This window comes from Pseudomonas sp. F1_0610, assembly GCF_047470865.1.
Lineage (GTDB): Bacteria > Pseudomonadota > Gammaproteobacteria > Pseudomonadales > Pseudomonadaceae > JAZDRH01.
This window is the reverse complement of record NZ_JAZDRH010000097.1, coordinates 1-331: the sequence shown is the minus strand read 5'-3', so window position 1 is coordinate 331 and position 331 is coordinate 1. Positions and strand designations below refer to the sequence as shown.

1 protein-coding gene is annotated in these 331 nt (G+C 50.5%); it reads left to right on the top strand.

Annotated elements, in window-relative coordinates:
- Positions 1-12: 12 nt before the first annotated feature.
- Positions 13-331: hypothetical protein (locus tag VQ643_RS16380; RefSeq protein WP_414201596.1), on the top strand; the 319-nt coding region annotated here is incomplete at its 3' end.

Below are 331 nucleotides of genomic sequence, written 5' to 3'. Positions count from 1 at the left end.
GAGCAAGGACGTTTGATCACAGAAACTGACCCTATGGGGAATCAGATCAAACATGAATATGGCAACAGCGCCGATGTTGTAGGACGACTGATCAAAACCATCTACCCTACCTACAGTGAAACCTACCACTACGATCAAAAGGGACGTACCACCCAAACCACACAGTGGCTAAGCGCCACAGAACAACTCACCAGCCAATACAGCTATGATGAACAAGGGCAACTGGTCAGCAGCACCTTACCTGGCAACCGCACCCAGCAAACTCAATACGATGAACTAGGCAACATCACCGTCACCACGGACTCACTGGGCAACACCACCACACAGGTGT